The 22846-nt window shown below is 60.6% G+C and carries 24 protein-coding genes and 2 tRNA genes; 11 read left to right on the plus strand and 15 right to left on the minus strand.

Features of this window, described 5'->3' with window-relative positions:
- Position 1 precedes the first annotated feature (1 nt).
- Positions 2 to 78, plus strand: a tRNA-Arg gene (locus R6254_RS08865).
- Between the two features lie 74 nt (positions 79 to 152).
- Positions 153 to 710 (plus strand): transcription elongation factor GreB, encoded by a 558-nt coding sequence (gene greB / locus R6254_RS08870; RefSeq protein ID WP_318406124.1) that lies wholly within the window; start codon positions 153 to 155, stop codon positions 708 to 710.
- A 91-nt stretch (positions 711 to 801) separates the two neighbouring features.
- Here greB and R6254_RS08875 read toward each other — a convergent pair whose 3' ends face one another.
- The 4 genes from R6254_RS08875 to R6254_RS08890 all read right to left on the minus strand — a co-directional run bounded on the left by R6254_RS08875 (position 802) and on the right by R6254_RS08890 (position 4982).
- Positions 802 to 3042 carry a RelA/SpoT family protein gene (locus R6254_RS08875; protein WP_318406126.1) on the minus strand — a complete coding sequence of 747 codons (2241 nt, stop codon included), beginning with the start codon at positions 3040 to 3042 and terminating at the stop codon, positions 802 to 804.
- Between the two features lie 110 nt (positions 3043 to 3152).
- The gene (rpoZ, locus tag R6254_RS08880) at positions 3153 to 3356 is read right to left on the minus strand and encodes a DNA-directed RNA polymerase subunit omega (RefSeq protein WP_318406128.1); all 204 of its coding nucleotides are present in this window, start codon (positions 3354 to 3356) and stop codon (positions 3153 to 3155) included.
- A 42-nt stretch (positions 3357 to 3398) separates the two neighbouring features.
- Entirely contained in the window at positions 3399 to 4019 is a 621-nt protein-coding gene (gene gmk, locus R6254_RS08885; protein WP_318406130.1) for a guanylate kinase, read from the minus strand.
- Between the two features lie 45 nt (positions 4020 to 4064).
- The gene (locus tag R6254_RS08890; RefSeq protein WP_318406132.1) at positions 4065 to 4982 is read right to left on the minus strand and encodes a YicC/YloC family endoribonuclease; all 918 of its coding nucleotides are present in this window, start codon (positions 4980 to 4982) and stop codon (positions 4065 to 4067) included.
- A gap of 68 nt (positions 4983 to 5050) precedes the next feature.
- Between R6254_RS08890 and R6254_RS08895 the strand changes: the two genes are divergently transcribed.
- The 5 genes from R6254_RS08895 (at position 5051) to hemW (ending at position 9681) form a co-directional block, all read left to right on the plus strand.
- A complete protein-coding gene (locus tag R6254_RS08895) occupies positions 5051 to 6058 on the plus strand; it encodes a serine/threonine protein kinase (protein WP_318406134.1) in 1008 nt (335 codons plus the stop codon).
- The gene (locus R6254_RS08900) at positions 6055 to 6957 is read left to right on the plus strand and encodes a PP2C family protein-serine/threonine phosphatase (RefSeq protein ID WP_318406135.1); all 903 of its coding nucleotides are present in this window, start codon (positions 6055 to 6057) and stop codon (positions 6955 to 6957) included. Before R6254_RS08895 ends, R6254_RS08900 begins: the two co-directional genes overlap by 4 nt.
- Positions 6958 to 7057: 100 nt before the next feature.
- Positions 7058 to 7786, plus strand: coding sequence for a ribonuclease PH (gene rph, locus R6254_RS08905; RefSeq protein WP_318406137.1), 729 nt, complete (start codon positions 7058 to 7060; stop codon positions 7784 to 7786).
- Positions 7787 to 7832: 46 nt separating this feature from the next.
- Entirely contained in the window at positions 7833 to 8432 is a 600-nt protein-coding gene (gene rdgB, locus R6254_RS08910) for an RdgB/HAM1 family non-canonical purine NTP pyrophosphatase (RefSeq protein ID WP_318406139.1), read from the plus strand.
- A 7-nt stretch (positions 8433 to 8439) separates the two neighbouring features.
- Positions 8440 to 9681: a radical SAM family heme chaperone HemW gene (hemW, locus tag R6254_RS08915; RefSeq protein WP_318406140.1), complete on the plus strand. Its 1242-nt coding sequence runs from the start codon at positions 8440 to 8442 to the stop codon at positions 9679 to 9681.
- Between the two features lie 16 nt (positions 9682 to 9697).
- Here hemW and R6254_RS08920 read toward each other — a convergent pair whose 3' ends face one another.
- Together R6254_RS08920 and R6254_RS08925 are read right to left on the minus strand one after the other, a co-directional pair.
- Positions 9698 to 10180: a tetratricopeptide repeat protein gene (locus tag R6254_RS08920; RefSeq protein WP_318406142.1), complete on the minus strand. Its 483-nt coding sequence runs from the start codon at positions 10178 to 10180 to the stop codon at positions 9698 to 9700.
- Between the two features lie 111 nt (positions 10181 to 10291).
- Positions 10292 to 10663, minus strand: a complete 372-nt coding sequence (locus R6254_RS08925) for a hypothetical protein (RefSeq protein ID WP_318406144.1) — start codon at positions 10661 to 10663, stop codon at positions 10292 to 10294.
- A 182-nt stretch (positions 10664 to 10845) separates the two neighbouring features.
- Here R6254_RS08925 and R6254_RS08930 point away from each other — a divergent pair.
- Both R6254_RS08930 and R6254_RS08935 read left to right on the plus strand, forming a co-directional pair.
- Positions 10846 to 10933 (plus strand) — tRNA-Ser (locus tag R6254_RS08930).
- 39 nt (positions 10934 to 10972) lie between these two features.
- Entirely contained in the window at positions 10973 to 11494 is a 522-nt protein-coding gene (locus R6254_RS08935; RefSeq protein ID WP_318406146.1) for a hypothetical protein, read from the plus strand.
- Here R6254_RS08935 and ureG read toward each other — a convergent pair.
- The 8 genes from ureG to R6254_RS08980 form a co-directional block, all read right to left on the minus strand.
- Positions 11491 to 12159: an urease accessory protein UreG gene (ureG, locus tag R6254_RS08940; RefSeq protein WP_318406147.1), complete on the minus strand. Its 669-nt coding sequence runs from the start codon at positions 12157 to 12159 to the stop codon at positions 11491 to 11493. The two genes, R6254_RS08935 and ureG, sit on opposite strands and share 4 nt — an antisense overlap.
- 82 nt (positions 12160 to 12241) lie before the next feature.
- Complete coding sequence (locus R6254_RS08945; protein WP_318406148.1) at positions 12242 to 12940, minus strand: urease accessory protein UreF; 699 nt, start codon at positions 12938 to 12940, stop codon at positions 12242 to 12244.
- The gene (gene ureE, locus R6254_RS08950) at positions 12937 to 13539 is read right to left on the minus strand and encodes an urease accessory protein UreE (RefSeq protein WP_318406150.1); all 603 of its coding nucleotides are present in this window, start codon (positions 13537 to 13539) and stop codon (positions 12937 to 12939) included. The genes R6254_RS08945 and ureE overlap by 4 nt, the downstream gene beginning before the upstream one ends.
- Positions 13533 to 14087 carry a hypothetical protein gene (locus R6254_RS22000; protein ID WP_489685528.1) on the minus strand — a complete coding sequence of 185 codons (555 nt, stop codon included), beginning with the start codon at positions 14085 to 14087 and terminating at the stop codon, positions 13533 to 13535. The genes ureE and R6254_RS22000 overlap by 7 nt, the downstream gene beginning before the upstream one ends.
- An 11-nt stretch (positions 14088 to 14098) precedes the next feature.
- Positions 14099 to 15817, minus strand: a complete 1719-nt coding sequence (gene ureC, locus R6254_RS08965) for an urease subunit alpha (protein WP_318406154.1) — start codon at positions 15815 to 15817, stop codon at positions 14099 to 14101.
- Between the two features lie 85 nt (positions 15818 to 15902).
- Positions 15903 to 16208, minus strand: coding sequence for an urease subunit beta (locus R6254_RS08970; protein ID WP_318406156.1), 306 nt, complete (start codon positions 16206 to 16208; stop codon positions 15903 to 15905).
- Positions 16209 to 16453: 245 nt separating this feature from the next.
- Positions 16454 to 17074, minus strand: coding sequence for a HupE/UreJ family protein (locus R6254_RS08975; RefSeq protein WP_318406158.1), 621 nt, complete (start codon positions 17072 to 17074; stop codon positions 16454 to 16456).
- A 20-nt stretch (positions 17075 to 17094) separates the two neighbouring features.
- Positions 17095 to 17397 (minus strand): urease subunit gamma, encoded by a 303-nt coding sequence (locus R6254_RS08980; protein WP_305562254.1) that lies wholly within the window; start codon positions 17395 to 17397, stop codon positions 17095 to 17097.
- A 187-nt stretch (positions 17398 to 17584) separates the two neighbouring features.
- On the opposite strand from R6254_RS08980, the gene R6254_RS08985 reads away from it, so the two are divergent.
- On the plus strand, positions 17585 to 21055 hold the full coding sequence (locus R6254_RS08985) for a hybrid sensor histidine kinase/response regulator (protein ID WP_318406669.1): 3471 nt from the start codon (positions 17585 to 17587) through the stop codon (positions 21053 to 21055).
- The gene (locus R6254_RS08990) at positions 21052 to 22032 is read left to right on the plus strand and encodes a response regulator transcription factor (protein ID WP_318406160.1); all 981 of its coding nucleotides are present in this window, start codon (positions 21052 to 21054) and stop codon (positions 22030 to 22032) included. Before R6254_RS08985 ends, R6254_RS08990 begins: the two co-directional genes overlap by 4 nt.
- A 65-nt stretch (positions 22033 to 22097) precedes the next feature.
- On the opposite strand, the gene R6254_RS08995 is transcribed toward R6254_RS08990, so the two are convergent.
- Positions 22098 to 22475: an HPF/RaiA family ribosome-associated protein gene (locus R6254_RS08995; protein ID WP_318406162.1), complete on the minus strand. Its 378-nt coding sequence runs from the start codon at positions 22473 to 22475 to the stop codon at positions 22098 to 22100.
- Between the last annotated feature and the right edge of the window lie 371 nt (positions 22476 to 22846).

The raw sequence follows: 22846 nt of genomic DNA on the forward strand, positions 1-22846 counted from the left end.
AGCGGCTGTAGCTCAGTTGGATAGAGTACTTGGCTACGAACCAAGGGGTCGTGGGTTCAATTCCTGCCAGCCGCACCAAACGATACCCCTAGAACAGTGATGTTCTAGGGGTTTTTCGTTACTATGTCCTGATTTACTCTTGCAGGCTCATCATGAGCAAAGCTTTCACCAAAGAAGCCGACGCGGACGAAGATGATGAGCTGGCTCTGCCAGCGCTTCCGACCGGTGGCAAAAACTACATCACGCCTCAGGGTTACGCCCGACTCAAGGCGGAACTCCTCGACCTGATCGACAACGAACGTCCCAAGATGGTGGAAATCGTCCACTGGGCCGCCAGCAATGGCGACCGCTCGGAGAACGGGGATTACCACTATGGCAAAAAACGCCTGCGCGAGATTGATAGGCGCATCCGGTTTTTGACCAAGCGGCTTGAGATTGCGGAAATTTCAGACCCTGCCGTGCACCATGGCCTTGACCAGGTATTTTTTGGCGCCACGGTGACTTATGTTGACGACAGCGGTGTTGAGCAGACCGTGACCATTCTTGGCATCGATGAAGCGGACAGCGGCCTCAACCAGGTCAGCTGGATTTCGCCGATTGCCCGCGCATTGCTCAAGGCACGGGTGGGCGATGAAGTGAAGCTGGCCACCCCGGGCGGGCTCCGGGACATTGAGGTGCTACAGGTCAGTTACCCAGCGCCAAGTGCCTGAGTAATCAATTTCCCACTTGATCGCCCCAGAGGGGAATTAGCCCCCCCCCGGTGGGCAGTGCAATGCGCGAAGCGACAAACGTGAGGCGCTATCAGACCCCGGGTTTCGCGCGCTGGACCCGCAAAACTGATGGCGTTCGCTTAACAACCCGCATGACCGAGGCCAGATGGATGCGGTCGCGCACCGCCACGCCAAAACGCAGGTCGGTGGCATCCTGTGCGGCTTCCTGGGCCATGTCCACCTGGGTGATGTCGGCTTCCGCGCTGGCCAGTGCGGAGGCGACCCGTGCCAGCACCCCCTTGCCGTTGGAGACGGTCACCAGCAAGCCGGTTTCAAAGGTCCGCGTCGGTTCGTCCGACCAGTCGACGGCGATAAAACGCTCGCTGTCGCGGTGTTGCAGTTTTTTGGCGACGGTGCAGTCGTCGGTGTGAACCACCAGGCCTTCGCCGCGGCCCAGATAGCCAACAATCCCGTCGCCCGGAATCGGTCGGCAGCAGGTGGCGAATTTCACCGACGCGCCTTCGCTGCCGTCGAGTACCAGCGCGCCTTGCGAAATCGATTCGTGCGCGGTGTAACGCTCGCGGCTCATCAGCAAGGGGTCGGGTTTTTCGCCGGTTTCGGCCAACAGGCTGACGATGCGTTTGGCCACCATGCTGGCGATGCGTTTGCCCAGCCCGATATCGGTGAGCAGGTCCGCGCGGGAGCGGTTGCCGGAAAAACGCAGTATTTTTTCCCAGAGGCCGTGGTTGGCTTCGTCGTCATGGGGCAGGCGTTCTATGCCTTCGGCCCGCAAGGCTTGCGCCAGCATTTTTTCACCCAGATCCTGCGATTCGGTCAGCGCCATGGTTTTGAGGTGATGGCGAATTTTCGAGCGTGCTTTGCCGGTGCGTACAAAACCCAGCCAGGCCGGGTTGGGGCTGGAGACCGATGCGGTGATGATCTCGATCACGTCGCCGTTGCGCAACTCGGAGCGCAGCGGCACCTGCTCGCCGTTGACCTTGGCCGCGACGGCGCGGTGCCCCACGTCGCTGTGAATGGCATAGGCAAAATCGACAATGGTTGCGCCGCGCGGCATGGCCATGATCTGGCTTTTCGGCGTGAACACATACACGGCGTCGGGAAAGAGGTCGATCTTGACATGGTCCCAGAACTCGGCGGCGTCGCGTGTCTCGTGCTGGATGTCCAGCAGGGACTGCAACCATTGGGTGCCCAGCCGCTGCGACGCATCGCTTTCCGGATCGGTGGCCTTGTACAACCAATGCGCGGCGACACCGGACTCCGCCACGATGTGCATGGCTTCGGTCCGTATCTGAAACTCGATGCTGGTGCCAAAAGGGCCTACCAGCGTGGTGTGCAGCGACTGATAGCCGTTGATCTTGGGGATCGCAATGTAGTCCTTGAATTTTCCGGGCAGTGGCTTGTACAACTGGTGCAAGACCCCCAGCGCTGTGTAACACCCGGTGACGCCGCCGACGATGATGCGAAAGCCGTAAATATCGGTTACCTGGGCAAAAGACAGGTGTTTTTCGTCCATCTTTCGATAGATCGAATACAGGGCTTTTTCGCGGCCATAGATGTGCACCTGAATGTTTGCGCCCGCAAAGGCCGCTTCGACCTCGGACTGGACGCGTTTGATGACATCGCGCCGGCGGCCGCGGGCCCGTGTCAGGGCCTTGGTCAGCGTGGCATAACGCCAGGGGTACAAATGCTGGAAGGCCAGGTCTTGCAGTTCGCGATAGGTGGAGTTCAGGCCCAGGCGGTGGGCAATCGGCGCGTAGATGTCCAGTGTCTCGCGCGAAATGCGAGTCCACTTGCTGCGGGGCACATCGCTGAGCGTGCGCATGTTGTGGCTGCGGTCCGCCAGCTTGATAAGTATGACGCGCACATCGCGCGCCATCGCCAGCAGCATCTTGCGGAAAGATTCCGCCTGGTTTTCTTCGCGGGTATTGAACTCCAGCTTTTCCAGCTTGGTGAGGCCATCCACCAGCTCCGCGACCGGGGCGCCAAAACGCTCGATCAGTTCCGGCTTGGTAACGCCACAGTCCTCGATCGCGTCATGCAGCAGCGCGGCCATCAGGGCTTGCGCATCCAACTTCCACTCGGCGCATTGCTGGGCGACGGCAATCGGGTGGGTGATGTAGGGTAGGCCGCCGTTGCGCATCTGGCCCAGATGCGCTTCATCGGCAAAACGGTAGGCGCGCCGGACGTTGTCGACGTCCTCGGCGCTCATGTAGTCGAGTTTGGCCGTCAGTACAGCAAAACTTGCCGCAGCCGCGTTGACGGCAGCCGGGGTCGATTTGGTGTTTACAGCAGGGGAAACCAGGGCGCTCATGCCTTAAATGTATCGTGGCGCCGAGAAAACATGCAAAACACGGGTTTTAGGCTTGTTGGCAGAAACAAAAAAGCACCGTCAAGCGGTGCTTTTTAGTGCGTCGGGAATGATCAGTTCGGGACTTTTTTCAGCATTTCCAGGCCGATTTTGCCTTCGGCGATTTCGCGCAAGGCAGTCACGCCAGGCTTGTTTTTGCTTTCGATTTTGGGTGCATGACCCTGGCTAAGCATGCGGGCGCGGTAGGTGGCAGCCAGAACCAGCTGAAAGCGGTTGGGGATTTTTTCCAGGCAGTCTTCAACAGTAATGCGGGCCATGAGAATCTCCGGGTTAAATGGGAATAGCGGGATAGCGGAAAGCTAGGCGATGTGCAGGGCTTTGAAGGTCTCGGCACGGGCACGTCGTTGTGCCGCAAACTTGAGCCGCTGAGCATGAACAATGGTTTTCATGTCAAAAACCGCTCGTTCAAATAACTCGTTGATTATAACGAAGTCGAATTCATGGGTTTGAGCCATCTCGATGGCCGCGTTTTTCAGGCGCAGTTCAATCACCTCGGGCGCGTCTTCACCGCGGCGCTCCAACCGTGCGCGCAACTCTTCCCAGCTGGGCGGCAGGATGAAGATCAGGACCGCGTTGCTGAAGATACGTTTGATGTTGATGGCGCCCTGGAAGTCGATTTCCAGGATCACATCGGCGCCTGTCGCCACGCGCTCCTCAATGGTTTGCCGCGAAGTGCCATAACGCTGGCCGTGCACATGGGCCCATTCGAGGAAGGAATCGCGCAGCACCATGCCGTCAAATTCTTCAGCCGAGATAAAGAAGTACTCGCGGCCGTGTTTTTCCTGCCCGCGGGGTGCACGGGTGGTGTGCGAGACCGCGGGCTGCACTTGCGAGTCCAGCTCCATCAGTGCCTTGACCAGGCTGGATTTTCCAGCGCCGCTGGGTGCGGCGACAACAAACAGGTTTCCGGGGTAGTCCATAACAATGGGTTGTGAGGGTTGTAAATTTAATGCCTGGGGCAAACGTTATTCGATGTTCTGGACCTGCTCGCGGATCTGTTCGATCAGCACTTTCATGTCCACCGAGACATGGGTGAGTTCCAGCGAGCCCGACTTGGAGCCCAAGGTATTGGCCTCGCGGTGCAATTCCTGGATCAGGAAATCCAGGCGTTTGCCCATTTCACCGCCGCCGGCCAGCAGACGGTCGATTTCGTCCAGGTGGGATGACAGCCGCGTGATTTCTTCCGCGACGTCGATGCGTATCGCAAACGAGGTGGCTTCCGTCAGGGCCCGATCTTGCGCCGCTTCCGGCAGGGTGCTGCCATCACTCAGCGCCATGGCTTCTTTCCAGCGTGCCATGAAGCGGGTTTTTTGTTGCTCGACCAGTTTGGGGACCATGGGTACTGCCGAGGCCGCCAGCACGCGCAACTGGGCCGTATGGCCTAGCAGCATCTGCGCCAGTCGGCCACCTTCACGTTCCCGGGCGGCCAACAGCTCCTTGAGGGCTTTTTTGGCCAGCTTGAGCAGCTCTTCGCTGAAATCGTGTGTGGTTTTGTCCTCACCGCCCGCGAGCCGCAAAATATCGGCGACGCTCAGGGCTCGGGCGTTGGGCAGCCAGGACTTCACCGTGTCTTCCAGGGAGCCCAAGCGCTGCAGCGTGGCCGCCGCCGGGGCGCGCAGATTGCTTCCGGTATTGCTCTCCAGGGATACGCGCATTTCGACTTTGCCGCGCTTGAGCTTGCCGGTCAGCAGCTCGCGCAGCGCCGGCTCGGCCTGCCGCAGTTCGTCGGGCAGGCGAAAGGCCAGGTCCAGAAACCGGCTGTTGACCGAACGTATTTCGACCCCGAGGCGCGCGTTGCTGTCTGAGCTGGCGTCTGTCTCCGCGGCCGTTCGTGCTGGACTGGATTGGACGGCTGCATAGCCTGTCATGCTGTAAACTGACATTTAGTAATACGCTTTTCGTAGAGTAAACAGGACTTGGTGATCCCGTCACCTTGCTTCAATCCCGAATTATGTCAAAGGTCAAGCCCGCGCCACTCCCACCCGATACCGTCATTGGCGGCTATCGCGTTGTGCGCAAGCTGTCGGCCGGCGGGTTTGGTGTAGTTTACTTGGCCGTGGACAACGAAGGCCAGCAGGTGGCCATCAAGGAGTACTTGCCGTCTTCCCTGGCCAGCCGCCAGCCCGGCGAATTGTTGCCCCAGGTACAGCCAGAAAAGCTCTCTTTGTACCGCCTGGGCCTGAAAAGCTTCTTTGAAGAAGGCCGCTCACTGGCGCAAATTTCGCATGCGTCGGTGGTAAGCGTGCTCAATTTCTTCCGCGAAAACGAAACCGTTTACATGGTGATGAACTACCTGGAGGGGGGTACCCTGCAGGATTTCATCATCACGGCGCGCGAACTCAAAAAGCAGAAAGTGTTCCGCGAATCGACCATTCGCTCGCTGTTTGATGAGATTCTGCGCGGTTTACGCATCGTGCACCAGCACAAAATGCTGCACCTGGACATCAAACCGGCCAATATCTTCATCACCGACGACAACAAGGCCGTGATGATCGATTTTGGCGCCGCGCGCGAGGTTTTGAGCAAGGAAGGCAACTTCATCCGGCCCATGTACACGCCCGGTTTCGCCGCGCCCGAGATGTACCGCCGCGACTCCTCCATGGGCCCGTGGACCGATATTTACGCCATTGGCGCCTGCATTTACGCCACCATGCAGGGTTATCCGCCCAACGACGCGCCGCAGCGCCTGGAAAAAGACCGGCTCTCGCTGGCGCTGTCGCGCCTGCGTGGTGTGTATTCCGATAACCTGATCGAGGTCGTGGAATGGTGTATGTCGCTGGACCCGTTGTCTCGGCCGCAATCGGTTTTTGCCTTGCAAAAAGAACTCAGCCGCGAGGGGGAGCGGCGTTACACCAAACTCACGGTCGGCGAAAAAATGCGCCTGCAGTTTGACAACATGGTGTCGGACACCAAGAAAAGCGCGCGCAAGGCCACCGGCTTTGCGACGAAATTCAAATGAAATTCTCCGTCTTCCAGGTCAGCCGCAAAGGCGGCCGCGAAAAAAACGAAGACCGCATGGGTTATTGCTACACCCGTGAGTCCGGCCTGTTTGTGCTGGCCGACGGCATGGGCGGGCACCCCGAAGGGGAAGTGGCCGCGCAACTGGCGCTGCAAACCATTTCCGCGCTGTACCAAAAAGAAGCCCGACCGCTGGTCAAGGACGTGACCGAGTTTTTGTCCTCGGCCCTGATGGCCGCGCATCACCAGATCATCCGTTATGCCAGTGAAAAAGGCATGCTGGACACGCCGCGCACCACCATCGTGGCGGCGATCTTGCAGGGCAGCGGTGCCACCTGGGTGCATTGCGGCGACTCGCGGCTCTACGTGGTTCGGGACGGCGAGTTGTTGACCCGCACACGCGACCACTCCTACCTGGAGCAGCAAAACGCCGGCGTGATCAAGTTGGAGCGTATCAACCGCAACATCTTGTTCACCTGCCTGGGCTCGCCGTCCAAGCCGGTGTTTGATATCGCCGGTCCGGTGGTTTTGCAGCAGGGAGATAAGCTGATGCTCTGCTCCGATGGTCTCTGGGGCAGCTTGAGCGACAGCGAAATCGTGCGCCACATGGCGGCCAAAAGCGTGTCCGACGCGGTGCCCGGCATGGTCGAACATGCTTTACGCAATGGCGGCGAACATGGCGACAATGTCACCGTGCTGGCCATGGAGTGGGAAACGCCCGACGCCTTTGAGTCGACGCGCGGGGTCTCGACCGACGACATCATGGACGGTGTGTTTGCCTCGACCATCCAGGCCGGCGTGCTCGACAATAGCGTGGAAGACCTGGACGATGCGGCGATCGAACGCTCCATCGCCGAAATCAACGAGGCCATACGCCGCTCTGCGGCCAAAAGGGTCTGATTCGCCTGCTGCGGCTTGTGCGGCTTGCCGGCGCCTGATTTCCCTCTGCTTTTGCCATCATTTCTACCTTCGGCGTCTTGTCGCCAGAAAGCTATCCCTCATGAGTTCATTTGAAAGAAGCAGCGCCCGTGCTGCCGACCAGTTGCGTCCCGTGCGTATCACCCGCGCCTATACCGCTTATGCCGAAGGTTCGGTCCTGATCGAGTTCGGCAACACCAAGGTCTTGTGCACGGCCTCGGTGGAAGAAAAAGTCCCGGGCCACAAAAAAGGCAGCGGCGAAGGCTGGGTGACAGCCGAATACGGCATGTTGCCGCGCGCCACCCACACTCGCAGCGACCGCGAAGCGGCGCGTGGCAAACAAAGCGGGCGCACGCAGGAAATCCAGCGCTTGATCGGCCGCTCGATGCGGGCGGTGTTCGACCTGAAAAAACTCGGTGAACGAACCATTCACCTCGACTGCGACGTGATCCAGGCCGACGGCGGCACACGCACGGCCAGCATCACCGGCGCGTTTGTTGCGGCGCAGGATGCGGTGAACAAGCTGCTGGCCGACGGCAAACTCAAGGAAACACCCATCCTCGGCCACGTGGCCGCGATTTCCGTGGGCATTGTGCAGGGCACGCCCTTGCTGGACCTGGAATACACCGAAGACGCTGGTTGTGACACCGACATGAACGTGGTGATGACAGGCGCTGGCCATTACGTTGAAGTACAGGGCACGGCCGAAGGCGCTGCGTTCACGCGCAAGGAAATGGATGCTTTGTTGCAGTTGGCTGAAAAAGGCATCAGCGAGCTGGTCGTCCTGCAGCAGCAGTCGCTCCTGAATTGATAGCTGCTTGCGAGCGTCCTCATTGGGCTAGAGCCATATTTTACTTATGAAAATCGTACTCGCATCAAACAACGCCGGCAAACTGGCCGAACTGCAGGCCATGCTGGCGCCCCTGAACATGACGCTGGTTCGGCAGTCCGAGCTGGGGATTTCCGAGGCCGAAGAGCCGTTTCGTACCTTTGTCGAAAACGCCCTGGCCAAGGCGCGCCACGCATCACAGGCCAGCGGCCTGCCGGCGCTGGCCGACGATGCCGGTTTGTGTGTTGATGCCTTTGGTGGCCTGCCGGGGGTAGACACGGCTTATTACGCCACGCAGTTTGGCTATGACAAAGGCGACGACAACAACGTGCGCGCCCTGATAGAGCAGATGGACAGGATTAGTCACCGCCGCGCTGCGCTGGTCAGCACCCTGGTTGCCGTGCGCTCCGTGGATGATCCGGAGCCGCTGATTGCCGTGGGCCGCGTCACGGGTGAGATCGCCCGCGAGCCGGTCGGCAGCAACGGTTTTGGCTTTGACCCGGTAATGTTTATTCCGGCGTTCGGAAAAACCTTTGCCGAATTGCCGGTCGAGGTCAAAAACGCCCACAGCCACCGCGGCATGGCCGCACGCCAGATGATGGAACTGATGCGCGAGCGCTGGTTGTGAGCCCCTCATGATTTTCCCGATACCCGTCGTCAGCGCGTCTCCCGCGGAGGAGACGGGGGCCACCCCCAAGGACATCCAGCACTACATGCGTGACGGCACCTTGCAGTTGGTGGCCTTGCCGCCGCTGTCGCTTTACGTACATTTGCCGTGGTGCCTGAAAAAATGCCCTTATTGCGACTTCAACTCGCACGAGGTTAAAGGCGAGTTGCCCGAGCAGCGTTACCTCGACGCCGTGATGGCCGATCTGGAGGCTTCGTTGCCCCTGATCTGGGGTCGCACGGTGCACAGCATTTTTATAGGCGGCGGCACACCCAGCCTGTTTTCGCCGCAATCCATAGATCGTCTGCTGGGCGATATCCGCGCCCGGCTGCGGCTAGAGCCGGACTGCGAAATCACGCTGGAAGCCAACCCCGGCACCTTTGAAAAAGACCGCTTCAAGGCCTTTCGCAGCGCCGGTGTCACGCGGCTGTCTATCGGTGTGCAAAGTTTTGACGACAGGCACCTCAAGGCGCTGGGCCGCGTGCATGACCGCGCCCAGGCGATCGCCGCGGTGGAAGAAGCCGCGCAGGCCTTTGACACCTTCAACCTCGACATCATGTACGCACTGCCGGGGCAGACTCTGGACAACCTGGAACAGGACATGCGCCAGGCCCTGGCCTTGCAGCCGCCGCATATTTCGATTTACCACCTGACGGTCGAGCCCAACACCTATTTCGCCAAATACCCGCCGGCACTGCCCGAAGACGACGACGCCTATGCCATGCTGGACCGCATCACGGAGATGACCGGTGCGACGGGCATGGATCGCTACGAAATATCGGCCTACGCCAAGCCCGGCCATCGCTGCTGGCACAACCTGAACTACTGGAAGTTTGGCGACTACCTGGGCTTAGGCGCCGGCGCGCACAGCAAGCTCAGTTTCGCGCACCGCGTGGTGCGCCAGGTGCGGTTTCGCGAGCCCAAACTCTACATGGACAAAGCCCTGGCCGGCAACGCCGTGGCGCAGGACAACGAGGTCAGCCGTGCTGAGTTGCCGTTTGAATTCATGCTCAATGCCTTGCGTCTGCGCGAAGGTTTCAAGCTGCAGGACTTCACGGAAAAAACCGGCCTGCCGATGACGGCAATTCAGGCCGGGCTGGAAGAAGCCGAGCGCAAGGGCCTGATTGAGCGCGACTTTATTCGTGTCAAACCGACCGAACGCGGCTTTGACTTTTTGAACGATTTGCAGGCCTTGTTCCTGGCCGACTGACGCGCGGGGACGCCGGTCAGGGCTTGTGGCTGGCTTCGTAGGACGCCACGGCTTTTTTCAGGTCGCTGTATTCCTCACACGGAAGAAAACACAGTTTGTTGAGTGCGTCCAGATGTTGTTTGGCCTTGGGCAGGTCGCTCACCATCAGGTAGGCCTCACCGACATATTCGTGCGCCGCGCGGTGTTTGGGGTTGATCCTCAGAGCATCCTCGTAATGCGCGAACACCAGGGCCATGTTGGGATTGGAGCCCATGCGGAGCGAATAAGCGTACAGGTTGTGGTAATCGGCGTTTTGCGGATTGGCTGCCAGCGCTTGCTGCAAGCCGTTTTGGGCACCGGTCCAGTCCTTCTGGGCAATAGCCGCCTGAGCCGTAGCCACCACCGGGTCTGCAGGTGCACGGGTGTTTGCTGAGACATCGCCTCCGCCGCCACCGGCTGCAAAAGCCGAAACCGAGCCATACAACAGGGTTATCGCCGAAATTTTTGCGCAGTATGTCATCGCTGAAACTCCTTTGAAGCTTGAACCCGGAAGGGTTGAAAGCAAGGGCTTGTCATATTACTGCGCTGGCCCATTTCAGGAAGCCATAAGGCCAGGACTGGGCCACTGGCCTTATGGTTTTTCGTGTTCGCGATCGAATCGTTTTTCCGCGTCCAGGAGGTGATGAATCAGGACGTGCGACACCACGTTGATGCCGATACCGGCCAGCACTGCGGGCAGCAAATAAAGGGCTATCGACAGCTCGGACGCGAATAATGTGTCGTCCAAACCAGGTGGCGTGAGTTTGACCAATGCCGACAACATTTGCAGAAGGGCAATATCAATGCCCGCAAGGACGATCAGCGCGACGCCGAACCAAAGAACGGTTTTTCGGGAGATGGCTTTTTTAAGCGACAGGATGGCCAGCAAAATGCCGGGCGCCACGATGGAAAAAGCCACGAGAAGAAAAAACTCCAACTCGAAAAATACGCTGCTGTGATACATCGGTTTCAGACTGGTCGAGGGCGCAAAAGTTTCGGCACTTTACAAACGGAAAAAAGGCAGACAAGCCCACATCGACCTTATCAGGTGTGGCTGGATGCAGGGGGCAAATCCATCCTCGGCAAGTCCTCCTAAGCAGGCTGTATTGAAATCATCGCCTCGTTACCGGTTAAACTACGGCTCCTGGAAGCGTGGCAGAGTGGTCGATTGCACCGGTCTTGAAAACCGGCAAACCGAAAGGTTTCGTGAGTTCGAATCTCACCGCTTCCGCCAAAGGGCCAAGGATTGTTCCGAGGCCATTCAAACACCCCCATGATATTTTCCGCTCGTTCATGGCATGTCCTTGCCGGATGGTTGCTGGCAGGGGTGTCTTGTGCCGCATCGGCCCAGGCGTTGATGCCGCCGGGTGTACATCTGGGCATGAGTGTTGCCGAGTTGCGGGAGGCCGTACCGGGACTCCATGCTGTGCGGCGACCGCAAACCGTGTCCGGCACCGTTGGCAGCTGGCGTGTTTCGGGTGTGCAGCAGGGTGGCTACGTTCTCGAAGAAACCTTTTTCTTCGCACAGCAAAGCTTGCAGCGCGTGGAATTGTTACTGCAACCCGACATCAACCCCCCTCCGGACGATGCCTTCGCGAAGCTGGTGGTCTCTCTGCGTGCCGAATACGGACCTGAATTGCCTTTGTACGGTGGCCTGTCGGGCGCAGTCGCAGGAAGCGCCTCCTGGGTGCATGAGGGCATGGACATTCTGGCCATGTCCTCGGGGCCGCCGGGACAGGCCAAAACACGCTTGATCTACAAGACGCGCATCCTCAAGGACGCCAGCGAGCTTTAACTCTGGGTGCCACCTGTGCCCAGCATGCCCTGGGTTTCGATAAACGCGACCACCTCGGCCAGACCGGTGTTCGTTTTCAGGTTGGTCATGACAAAAGGTTTCAGGCCTTTGGCCGTGGTACGCATGCGTATGGTGTCGGCCTCCATCACCCCCAGGTCGGCGCCCACATAAGGGGCCAGGTCGGTCTTGTTGATGACAAACAAATCGCTTTTGGTGATGCCGGGGCCACCCTTGCGCGGTATTTTTTCACCGGCCGCCACGTCGATCACGTAAATCGTCAGGTCGCTGAGTTCGGGGCTGAAGGTGGCTGCCAGGTTGTCGCCGCCACTCTCCACAAACACCACGTCGGCATCCGGAAAATCCACCAGCATGCGGTCGATGGCTTCGAGGTTGATGGAGGCGTCTTCACGGATGGCGGTGTGCGGACAGCCGCCGGTTTCCACGCCCATGATGCGTTCGGCATCCAGCGCGCCGCTGACGGTCAGGATGCGCTGGTCTTCCTTGGTGTAGATGTCGTTGGTGATTGCCACCAGGTCGTACTTGTCGCGCATGGCCTTGCACAACATCTCCAGCAGCGTGGTTTTGCCGGAGCCGACGGGGCCGCCAATGCCGACGCGCAGCGGTGGAAGTTTCTTCGTGCGGTTGGCGATGTGATGCATGCTCATAATGCCCCCACGTTGGCCGCTGTGGCGGCTGCACTGCCCCCCGAGGGGGCCTGATCTTGTTTGAAGCGGTTCTGCACTGCGATCATGATCTGAACAATCTGGAATATTGAGTTTCGTGTTGCGAAGAAAGAATGGCCAGCATGGGTGAAAAAGCCTGGCGTTCATCGTCGGCCAGTTCTGTCGCCTGGGCGATGGCCGCCGGAATTTCTGCGGCCAGCCGTGCCAGTATGCGCTGGCCGGCGCTTTGCCCCAAGGGGACCGATTTGAGTGCCGCCTGCACCATGTTTTCGGCCCAGCCAAAGGCATAAGCCAGCAGGCAATCGGACACCCCTGCCGCTAAAGGTGAAGCGGCCAGCGCAAAGGTGAGGGGGTAGGTGGGCGGCAATTGTGCGCAGGTGTCGATCTGGGCCGCACTGACGCTGTGGTGGTTGCGCAGCCATTCGAGCAGCGAGCGCCCCATTTGTTCGGCCTGCAGTCGCAGTTCGCTGGTTTCGCGGGTTTGCAGCACCCAGTCATTGAGCGCTTTCACGGCGTCAAGATCATCGTTGCGCCAGGCTGGAATGGCCTTGGCTAACACGGCCAGGTCGCCGCGCGCCAGGCTGATGTGCAGTTGATCGCTGAGCCAGTCGGCCGCTACGTTTTCAGTAGCTACATCCGCCCTGTCCACGGCGGCTTCCAGCCCTTCGGAGTAGGAAAATCCGCCTACAGGCAAGGCCGGGGAGGCCAGCCAGATCAATTGCAGCAGGCTGGCGGCCGGCAAGGACGTGGGTGTTGGGCTCAATGGCTGTGCGGCTTGTGTTTGTGAATCTGGATCGCCACCGGCTTCGCTTCAGGGTGGGAGTGACCGTGTTCATGCCCGTGGTTGCAGTCCGGACCGTGGACATGGGGGGCCGCAACTGTTGTTACTGGCGCATGGGCATGTCCGCCTGCGCTGTAGGCCCCGCCTTCCGGTTCAAACGTTTCGCTGACTTCGTTGACGATCAGGTGCATGGACCGCAGCAGGTCGGCCAGCACATGGTCGGGCTCTATCTTCAGGTGGTCGGGCTTGAGTTCGATGGGCACATGCCGGTTGCCCAGGTGGTAGGCCGCACGTGCCAGGTCAAACGGGCTGCCATGGGTTGGGCAGGCGGTGATACGCAGCACGACTTGCGGTGCCGCAATCACTTTCACCATAGCGCCATTTTCGGCAAGCAGCACGTCACCGCCGCGTACCAAGGTGCCACGCGGCAAAAAGACGCCGAGCTGGCGACCCAGCGAGTCGGTCGCTTCGAAGCGGCTTTTCTGGCGCACGTCCCAGTCGAGTTCGACGGTGGCGGCGCGTTTGAGCAGCACGGGGGCGAGGCCTTGGCCTTGGGGGATGAGTTTGGATACGGTCAGCATTCTGGTGTCGATTTTTGCAAGGTGGCTATTGTCGTGCCCAGGTTGGGGAGTGCAGTCATGGTGGGCCTAAAGCTGCAAGGTGAAAAAAGTGCTGTAGGGGTCATCCCAGTAGTCTGCAAACGGCGGACAAGGCTGAAACCCATGGCGCTGGTAGAGGCGCCGTGCTGGAGCGAAAAAATCTTGCGGCCCGGTTTCCAAACTGAGTCGCTGCAGTCCCCGGGTGCGGGCAACTTGGATGAGGTGATGCAACATGAGCCCGGCCAGCCCTTGCCCTCGGCGCTGTGTATGGGTGCGCATGGATTTGATTTCTCATGGCCGTCATCCAGCAGCTTGAGCGCGCCGGTTCCCAACAGCTTGGTTTGTGGGCTGAGGATGGTTTGATCCCAGGCACTGAAGAAAAGAATCGAGGGCTGGCGCAATTGCGCCAAGTCCAGGGCATGGACGCTTTCAGGCGGGGACACGCGGCGCATATCGGCCAGATGTTCTTCCAGAAAGACAGCGACTCGCGGGTCGCTGAGATCGTCAGCTCGAATATGAAAAGCGGTCATCGTCTCGGTGCTCAGAACAAGAAGTACCGCTGCGTCATGGGCAGGCTGCGTGCCGGCTCGCAGGTGAGCAACTGGCCGTCGGCCCGCACGGCGTAGGTTTGCGCGTCGACTTCCATCCTGGGCGCGTAGTTGTTGTGGACCATGTGGCGCTTTTGCACGCCGCGTATGTTTTTGACGGCGGCGATTGTTTTGGCCAGGCCGAAACGTTCTTTCACGCCCGCGGCCAGGCCCGCCTGCGACACAAACGTCAGTGAGCCTTTGGCCATGGCACCGCCATAGGCGCCGAACATGGGTCGGTAGTGCACCGGTTGTGGCGTCGGGATGGAGGCGTTCGGGTCGCCCATGGCGGCCATGGCGATGAAGCCACCTTTGAGGATCAGCGCCGGTTTGATGCCGAAAAAGGCCGGCTTCCAGACCACCAGGTCGGCCCACTTGCCAACTTCGATGGAGCCGACTTCGTGCGCGATGCCATGGGCGATCGCCGGGTTGATGGTGTATTTGCTGATGTAACGTTTGGCGCGGAAGTTGTCGTGACGGTCCGTGTCGCCGGGCAGTTTGCCGAGTTGGCCCTTCATCTTGTGCGCTGTTTGCCAGCAACGAATGATCACCTCACCGACGCGGCCCATGGCCTGGCTGTCCGAGCTGAACATGCTGATCGCACCCAGATCGTGCAAGACGTCTTCGGCCGCAATCGTTTCCTTGCGAATTCGGCTTTCGGCAAAAGCCAGGTCCTCGGCAATCGCCGGATTCAGGTGGTGGCAAACCATCAACATGTCTACATGTTCGTCCAGCGTGTTGACGGTGTAAGGCATGGTCGGGTTGGTGGACGAAGGCAGAAAGTTCTGCTCACCGACCACCCGCAAAATATCGGGCGCGTGGCCACCGCCCGCACCTTCGGTGTGAAAGGCACACAGGCTGCGGCCCTTGGTGGCGGCAATGGTGTTTTCGACAAAGCCACTCTCGTTGAGCGTGTCGCTGTGGATAGCCACCTGCGTGTCGGTTTCTTCGGCCACGTCCAGGCAGTTGCTGATGGCGGCCGGTGTTGTGCCCCAGTCTTCGTGCAGCTTGAGCCCGATCACCCCCGCGTTGATTTGTTCGTGCAGCGCGGCCGGCAGGCTGGCATTGCCTTTGCCGAGAAAACCCAGGTTCATGGGGAAGGCGTCTGCCGCTTGCAACATGCGTTCGATGTTCCACGGGCCGGGTGTGCAGGTGGTGGCAAAGGTGCCGGTGGCTGGCCCGGTGCCGCCGCCCAGCATGGTGGTGATGCCTGCGGCCAGGGCCTCTTCAATCTGCTGTGGGCAGATGAAATGAATGTGTGAATCAATGCCGCCGGCGGTGACGATTTTTCCTTCACAACTGATGATCTCGGTGCCGGGGCCAATGATCATGTCCACACCCGGCTGGGTGTCGGGGTTGCCGGCCTTGCCGATGGCGGCGATACGTCCGCCCTTGAGGCCGATGTCGGCCTTGACGATGCCCCAGTGGTCGATGATGAGCGCGTTGGTCATCACGCAGTCCATGGCCCCTTCGGCACGTGTGTGCTGCGATTGCGCCATGCCGTCGCGTATGGTTTTGCCGCCGCCGAACTTGACCTCTTCGCCATAGCTGCCGGCGCGCAAGGTGTAGTCGGCCTCGACTTCGATGAGGATCTCGGTGTCGGCCAGCCGCACGCGGTCACCCACGGTGGGGCCGAATATCTCGGCGTAAGCCTGTCTGCCAATCGTTGCCATTACCGGACTTCCTTGGGGCCGCCCCAAGAGAGGCGGACGCCCCCTAGTGGGGCAGTGAATACACAAAGTGATGAAGGTGGGGGCATCAAATAGCTCCCTGAACCAAACCGCGAAATCCAAACACCTTGCGCTCGCCCGCATAGTCCACCAGCTCCACCGTGCGCTGCTGGCCCGGCTCAAAACGCACCGCTGTGCCCGACGCAATGTTCAGCCGCATGCCACGTGCCGCCGCACGGTCAAAAGCCAGCGCGCCATTGGTTTCGGCAAAGTGGTAATGCGAGCCGACCTGGATGGGTCGGTCCGCGGTGTTTTGCACGACCACGGTCAGGGTGCGGCGCCCGGTGTTGAGTGCATGGTCGGGACCGTCGGTCAGCAGTTCGCCTGGGATCATGGTGGATAACCTAGAAACTGCAGTTGGACGCGCCTGAGTGGGCTGTCATGGGATGGGCGGGCAAGGCGCGACGACGCGGCGGGCTGATGCCCGCAAGGAGGAGCAACGCCGCCAGCGCGCGCCAGGGCGGCTCAATCGGGTGCGTAGCGCTGTCAGCCAACAGGCGAACTCGTGCGTGAGCGAAGAGGTTTGTGTTCATGCAAAGTGTCGAGAGGGAGATAAGCGGCCAACTGCAGTTTCTAGGTTTATGAGGCCAAGCGGCCCAGCAAGGTCAGGCCAAAAATCGCCACGCCGGCACCGGCCAGGCGTGGCACCCAGACGCTGGCATGGCGAAGCGCCCAGCCAGCCGCCAAACCCATGCCGTGCAGCAACAAGGTGGCGGCCAGCATGCCGGCCACGGTGGGCAGGGCGTGGGCATCACCGGCCAGTTCATGCCCGTGGGCCAGGCCATGGAAAACGGCGAACACGCCGACCAGGGCCGCCGCCACCACGCCCGGCACCTGCCAGCGTGTCAACACCAGCAGGCCGATGACCAGCAGCGAGGCGGCAATCATGGGTTCCACCGCCGGCAATTGAACACCTTGCAAACCCAGCAGGGCGCCGACCAGCAACATGGCGGCAAAACCCAGCGGTGCCCACAACAGGTCGGGCCAGGCGCGGCGTGCGGCCAGCGCGCTCCACAGGCCGACGGCGACCATGGCTGCCAGGTGGTCCAAGCCGGTCAGCGGGTGCATGAAACCCGTCAGCAAGCCGCTGCCGTGGCTGTGGCCGGCCGCGCCGGTATCAGCGCCAATATGGGCCATGGCCCCCGCGGAAAGGGCGCAGGCAGCTATAAAAAGAAGAGCGAATTTGAGTTGTTTTTTCATTAGGTGTCTCGGGCTGAGGCTTAAACAATCGGCTGGTGCACGGTGACCAGCTTGGTGCCGTCGGGAAAGGTGGCCTCGACCTGGATGTCGGGGATCAATTCGGCGATGCCGTCCATCACGTCGGCACGGCTCAAAATGGTCCGACCTTCACTCATCAGCTGCGCCACGGTTTTGCCGTCGCGCGCGCCTTCCATCACGGCGGCGCTGATCAGCGCGACGGCTTCGGGGTAGTTGAGTTTCAGGCCTCTGGCCTGACGTCGTTCGGCCAGCAGGGCGGCCGTAAAAATAAGCAGCTTGTCTTTTTCTCTGGGGGTCAATTCCATGGTCTCTCCGGGGCGGCGACTGCGGTCATGAAGGTGTCAGGGTGCAAGAATGGTGCCACAGGCAGGGCGGCGCTGGCGCTGGTTTTCCCTCTGTGGCATGGAACCTGCACTTGTGCTGGCCTGCTTCTTGGGACGTATTGACAGATCAGTCATGGATAGCCCGGCCACACCACCACTGCCATTGCCGATGCCGGCGGTGCCCCCCTGGGCGCCCGCATCTCCCGTGGGTGATAGGCCGGAGGCGCCGGTGCAGCGCATCATCAAGGTCAGGCGCGACTACAACAGCTGGGTGGCTAGCGAGACCATGGAAGACTATGCGTTGCGTTTTACGCCGCAGCGTTTTCGCCGTTGGTCCGAGTGGCGGGTCGCCAACACGGCTTTTGGCGCGGCGTCTTTCCTGATCCTGGAGGCCGTGGGCGCCACCTTGTTGGTGAAGTACGGTTTTACCAATGCTTTCTGGGCGATTGTGGCCACCGGCCTGATCATTTTCATGGCCGGCCTGCCCATCAGTATTTACGCCGCGCGTTACGGCGTGGACATGGACTTGCTGACGCGCGGCGCCGGTTTTGGCTACATCGGCTCGACCTTGACCTCGCTGATCTACGCCTCCTTCACCTTCATCTTTTTTGCGCTGGAAGCCGCGGTCATGGCTTACGCGCTGGAGCTGGCGCTGGGTATTCCACCGAGCTGGGGTTATTTGATCTGTGCGCTGGTGGTGATCCCCCTGGTCACGCATGGTGTGTCGGTCATCAGCCGCCTGCAGATCTGGACACAACCCCTGTGGCTGGTGATGCTGGTGGTGCCGTTTATCTATGTTTTGGTGCGCGACCCCGGCGCTTTTGCCGGCATAACGCACTACAAAGGTGAAAAAGGGACAAGTTCCGGCTTTGATTTGCACTTGTTTGGTGCTGCCTTGACCGTGGGGATTGCGCTCATCACACAAATGGGCGAACAGGTGGACTACCTGCGTTTTATGCCCGCGCAAACAGCCACCAACCGGCGGCGCTGGTGGGCCGGTGTGCTGGCCGGAGGACCGGGCTGGGTTGTGCTCGGTGTGTTCAAGATGTTGGGCGGCGCCTTCCTCGCTTACCTGGCGATCCAGCACATGGTGCCGCTGGAGCGTGCGGTCGACCCCAACCAGATGTATTTGGCGGCGTATGAATACGTGTTTCCGCACTACGGTTGGGCCGTGGCCGCGACAGCGCTGTTTGTTGTGATTTCGCAGCTCAAGATCAACGTGACCAATGCCTACGCCGGCTCACTGGCCTGGTCCAACTTTTTCTCGCGCCTGACCCATAGCCACCCGGGGCGTGTGGTCTGGGTGGTGTTCAACACCTTGATCGCCTTCATGCTGATGGAGATGAACGTGTTCCAGGCGCTGGGGGATGTGTTGGGTCTGTACTCCAACATCGCCATCGCCTGGATGATGACGGTGGTGGCTGACCTGGTCATCAACAAACCGTTAGGCCTGTCGCCCAAAGGCATAGAGTTCAAACGCGCCCATCTTTACGACATCAACCCGGTTGGCGTGGGTGCGATGGCTTTGGCGTCGGTGTTGTCGGTGGCCGCCCACCTGGGCCTGTTCGGTCCGCTGGCGCAGGCTTTCTCGGCGTTGATAGCGCTGGGCACGGCCTTTGTCGCGACGCCGCTGATTGCCTGGGCCACCCAGGGGAGGTATTACATCGCCCGGAAGGCCGAGGACGCGGGCAGCGACCAAGCTCATGCCCTGCAGCGCTGCGTGATCTGCGAGCGCGACTACGAAGGCCCGGACATGGCCCATTGCCCGGCCTACCAGGGCGCCATTTGTTCGCTGTGTTGCACGCTGGACGCGCGTTGTGGCGATTTGTGCAAACCGCAGGCCAGCCTATCGGCCCAGTGGTCGGCGACCTTGCGCTGGTTGCTGCCGCGCCGCGCCTGGCCCTACCTGGACACCGGGCTGGGTCATTTTCTGCTTCTGATGCTGGTGGTCGTGCCTTTGCTGGCCTCTGTATTTGGCCTGCTCTATCAGCAGGAAATGCGTGTGCTGCTCGATTTGCAAACCGTCTCCGGCGCGGCGCTGCGTTCCGGTTTTTTGAAGGCCTATATGGCGCTGCTGGTGATGGCCGGGCTGGTTGCCTGGTGGCTGGTGCTGGCCCACAAAAGCCGGCAGGTGGCGCAGGAAGAATCCAATCGGCAAACCCATTTGCTGATGAAAGAAATCGAGTCGCACCGCCAGACCGACGAGGCGCTGCAGCAGGCCAAACTGACCGCCGAGCACGCCAAGCATGCGGCCGACCTGGCCAACCAGGCCAAGAGCCGTTACATCAGCGCTATCAGCCACGAGCTGCGCACGCCGCTCAACAGCATCCTGGGTTATGCCCAGTTGATGGGCGAAGACCCCTCGATCCCAGCGCACCGCCAGCAGGCGGTGGGTGTGATCAAACGTGGCGGCGAACATTTGTTGTCGCTGATCGAAGGCACCCTGGACATTGCCCGCATCGAAAGCGGCAAACTCACGCTCAACGTCAAACCCATGCATTTTTCCGATTTTGTGCAGGAAATTGTCGGCATGTTCGAGCTGGAAGCGCAGGCCAAGGGACTGGCTTTTCATTTCGAGTCGGAGGGTGTGCTGCCGCTGGTGGTCCGGGCCGACGAAAAACGTGTGCGCCAGATCCTGATCAACCTGCTGGGCAACGCCGTCAAGTTCACGGCCACCGGCCATGTCCGCCTGCGCCTGAAGCACGCGCGCGAGATGGCTTGTATCGAGATTGAAGACACCGGGCCTGGGCTGTCGCCCCAGGAGATAGAGCGGATTTTCGAGCCCTTCACACGTGCCGCCACACCCGGGCCGGCCGCGCCGGGCGCCGGGCTGGGCCTGACGATTGCCAAGATGTTGACCGACCTGATGGGCGGCGAGTTGACGGTGCTCAGCACCCCCGAGGTCGGCTCGGTGTTTCGCGTCAAACTGTTTTTACCCGAGGTACGCCTGGCGCCCGGTGCGGCGCTGCCGGGCGCATCTTCCCGTGCCCACAAAGCCAGGTACGGTTATGCCGGGCCGCGCCGGCGCGTGCTGGTCGTGGACAACGAAGAGGCGGATCGTGAATTGCTGGTCCAGGTCTTGCAGCCGCTGGGTTTTGAATTGCGCACAGCGGCCAGCGGCCACGATGGCCTGGACTTGCTGGCCGCCGGTTACCAGCCCGACGTGATCCTGATGGACCTGGCCATGCCCGGCATCGACGGTTGGGAAACCCTACGCCGGCTACGTGCCTTGGGCCACACGGAAGCTCACGTGGCTATCGTGTCGGCGAATGCCTTTGACAAAGGCTTGGACAACGATGTCGGTATCCGCCCCGAAGATTTCATCCTCAAGCCGGTGCGCCACAGTGAACTGCTGGATTGGCTGGAACGTCGTTTGGCGCTGGTCTGGCTGAACGCGCCGGCCCCGGTGCCGGCCGCGCCCGCCGGGCCGGTGCTGCCGCGTGTCTACCCGCCTGCGGCGCAGTTGGATGCGCTGCGCGAGGTCGTCAACCTCGGTTATTTCCGCGGCATCATGAACACGCTGGACGAGATGGACAAGGCGCAGCCGCAAAGCACGGTTTTTACCGCCGAGATGCGAAGCCTGGCGCGCCAGTTCCAGTTTGAAACCATGAGCCAGCAGCTCAGCAAGGCGCCGCCATGAACAACAACCTTGCCCAGACGCTGGACCGCGCCAACAGCGACGTGGTGCTGATTGTTGACGACGTGCCAGACAACCTGTCGGTCCTGCACGACGCGCTGGATGAGTCTGGCTACTCCGTGCTGATCGCCACCCACGGCGAAGCGGCGCTGCAGCGCGCCGCGCAGGCGCTACCCGACATCGTGCTGCTCGACGCCATGATGCCCGGCATGGACGGTTTTGAGGTCGCCAAACGCCTGAAAGCCAACGCCCAGACCGCGCACATTCCCATCATTTTCATGACCGGGCTGACCGAGACCGAATACCTGGTCGCGGCGTTGGCTTCGGGCGGGGTCGACTATGTGACCAAACCGATCAAGCCCAAGGAAGTGCTGGCGCGTATTGCCGTGCATCTGCAGGGCGCGCGCGAAAAACGCCAGGCGCGCAATGCGCTGGACGCTTTTGGCTACGCCACCATCACGGTGCGGGTCAGCGACGGCAAGCTGATGTGGCAAACCCCGCTGGCGCGTGAGCTGTTGCAGCAGTATTACGGCACCAGCGCGCCGCAGACCCCTGAGCAAGTGCTGGTCTGGCTACGCCGCCACCTGTTTGACGCCGAGCGCCAGATTGAGCCGCCGCGCCTGACTTGCGCCAGCGCGGCGCCTGGCGCCAGGCGGCTGACTTTCCGTTTGCACCAGCAGACCGGCGATAGCGAAGGAGGAGGCGACTGGCTGATCATCATGCGTGAGGAGTCCGACGAAACCGTGATCCAGGCCATGAGCCTGAGTTTCCGGCTCACGGCGCGTGAAGCCGAGGTTTTGTACTGGGTGGTCAAGGGCAAGATCAACCGGGATATCGGCGACATCCTGGGCACCAGCCCCATGACCGTGAAAAAACACCTGGAACACGTGTTTGCCAAGCTGGGCGTGGAAACCCGTACCGCGGCGGCCGGCATGGCCATGAGCCGCATCAAGCAACTCCATCCGCAGTTTGAGGGCTGAATTCGGGTTTCCCCGAAAATTTAAGCGTTTTATGCCTCCAGCCCATACGGGACGGACGCAAGAAGCTATGTATTTGGTAGCGTTTGACTGGCATCCAGTGTTACATCGCGGCGTATCGAGTCGCGGTCGCGGTGGTCTTTTTGCCGGCCCAGGGTGCTGTCCAGCACGCGTTTGAGCTTGTCCTCGGCGCCGCGGAAGGCTTCGTCCATGCCGCCCGCATGGTGGGTCACGGCCACCGGCGGGTGGTTGGCCAGCCGGGCTTCCATCAGGCAGCGTTTGTCGCTGGTGCCATTTTTTCCGCTGACTTCGTCGCTCAAATGCACTTCCACGCGGGTGACTTCGTGGTTGAAACGGTTCAAGGCTTGGCTCAACTCGGTCTGCGCCCAGCGCTCCAGCGCCTCGCGGCCTTCGATGCTGTGGTTGGTATTGACTTGAACTTGCATGGCGCTTCCTCTTCGATAGCGGCCAGCGGGATGCAGTGCCGGCCCCTCAGGTGAAACCGTCTGCGAACGGCGGTGAGCTTTCAGTGTGAACGCCAGCGCGGCGTCTGGCTGTAGGCGCAGGCCTATAGACGGGTAGGGGCGATGGTCTTTGGCCGCAGGGGAGGCGGTCCATGCGTGTTAGGGGCATAAGGGTTACAATAGGAGCTTCGGTAACGCATCAGCTTTTTACATCGAAGCCGCTGACCCATTGGCTTCCTTCTCAAAATGCGGCGCTTCTCAGAGCCCGGATTCACAGTGTTTTCAGCGCCCCACACGCCCTGAACCCTCTCCACACTGTTCTATTTCCTAGCGAGCACTTCTCCCAACGGTGC

The organism is Polaromonas potterensis (assembly GCF_033446725.1).
Lineage (GTDB): Bacteria > Pseudomonadota > Gammaproteobacteria > Burkholderiales > Burkholderiaceae_C > Polaromonas.